2 protein-coding genes are annotated in these 1,773 nt (G+C 52.7%); both read right to left on the reverse strand.

Annotated elements, in window-relative coordinates:
- Positions 1-74: 74 nt before the first annotated feature.
- Positions 75-788, reverse strand: a complete 714-nt coding sequence (locus A3A5_RS41920) for a thiamine pyrophosphate-binding protein (RefSeq protein WP_232431402.1) — start codon at positions 786-788, stop codon at positions 75-77.
- On the reverse strand, positions 770-1,773 hold a 1,004-nt coding region (locus A3A5_RS41925), incomplete at its 5' end, for a histidinol-phosphate transaminase (protein WP_198293159.1). The genes A3A5_RS41925 and A3A5_RS41920, both read right to left, overlap by 19 nt.

Raw genomic sequence — 1,773 nt, forward strand, 5'->3', positions numbered from 1 at the left:
AGCAGGGCGGCGGCCCCTCGAACCTCGTCACCTGTCAAGCGTTCTCGGCGCCAATTGCGATTTTATTTGGCGGCTTATCTTGGGTGGATTGCGTCCACAACTCCCATACCGGTCCGATATGCCACAACTGGTGCCTGCAAGACCTCCGCTAACTGACAAACGAGTGCGCTCGCGCCTTGCGCGCCGCCTCCAACAAATATCATTGGAGAAACTGAAGCGCCTAGCACCTTGGCCGCCTCTTCGATAGCCTCCTCGTCCAGAGGAGGCTCGTAGGGAGGGGGAAGTTTGAACTGTGGATTTGCGGGAGCCTTGCTCGCCAGCACGTCCATTGGAATCTCAAGTCCAACTGGTCGAGGTCGACCTGACAGCATCTGGTGAAAGGCTTCGCTGATCAAGATCGGGATTTCTGATGGAGTGTTCGCGCATGCTACCCATTTGCTAAGGGAACGCAAGATCGAGAGCTGGTCATTAATTTCATGCAATTCACCCCAACCCTTGCCTATTGCGGTTGAGTTTATCTGACCAGTCAAGCACATCAGCTTTGCGTTAAGTGCGTATGCCGTTGACATCGCGGCCGTTGCATTGAGAAGGCCCGGCCCCGGAACAACGTTGAATACTGTGGGCGAATCGCTGGCCAGAGCATGGCCAAGTCCCATATACGCCGCGCCTTGCTCGTGCCGCGTGTGGATAATTCGGAATTTTTCTTGATGATCGTAGAATGCGTTATAGAGCCAATCGTTCTGCATGCCAGGCAGGCCGAATACTGTCTTTATTCCGAGATTGTGCAAAGAAAGAACCGCTGCCTCCCCCCCGTCATAGCTCTCATAGTCTTCAACCCTCCTGAATCGTAGCCAATAAAGTGAGTAAGCGCGTATTGTCGCCTGGTGTACCAACCGTGATTCTTATGCAGTGCGGCTGCGGGACGTACCATCACCCCGTGCCCAACCAGGAGCGCTGTCAGTTCCTCAGCGTTGTAGCCTTCGGGACAGCGCACCATGAGGAAGTTTGCCTGGCTTGGCGTCACTTCCAGTTTCAGTGCGTTCAGCCCAGCCGCGAGCCTGCGCCGCTCGACATGGTTGTTATCGACGGTACGCTGCAAATGAACTATATCCTCCAACGCGGCCATTGCCGCTTCCATTCCTGCTGTGTTTAGGTGGAAATTTCGTTTCCGATTTTGCACTTTCCGTGCTATCCGCTGGGGCGCGATCCCATAACCAATCCGCATACCAGCCAAACCATAAGCCTTAGAGAAGCTATGAACAATCACGATATTCCGATCGTCGAGGACATGCCGGATAGCGTCAGGAAGGCTCTCTTCCGTAGCGAATTGATAATACACCTCGTCGTAAATGACGGTGACATTGTCAGGTATTTTATCAAGAACTCCACTTAATACATTTTCTACAAACCACGTGCCGGTCGGATTGTTGGGATTGCAGAGATATAGCAGCGCGGTATTCTTGGCAACCTTGCGTAAGATCGAATTGGTGTCCAAACGGAAACCGGGTTCAATAAGTGGCACCTTGTCTATCTCGCATCCCTTACTCAATAGAGATTTTGAGTATTCGCCAAAGCACGGCGGGCAGATGATGGCCCGTTGACCAGGTTGCATAAGCGCATCTTCCACTAAAGATAGGACCTCGACACCGCTGTTAGCCGAGAAAAATTGTGCACCTGTGAGGCCCCTACCATGAAACGCAGCTAGTGCAATGTTCCATTCTGTTTGGAACTTAAGCGGCGGTTGGCACGAATGACCTTCTGTAGGATGTCGCG

The organism is Cupriavidus sp. UYPR2.512 (genome assembly GCF_000379565.1).
GTDB lineage: Bacteria > Pseudomonadota > Gammaproteobacteria > Burkholderiales > Burkholderiaceae > Cupriavidus.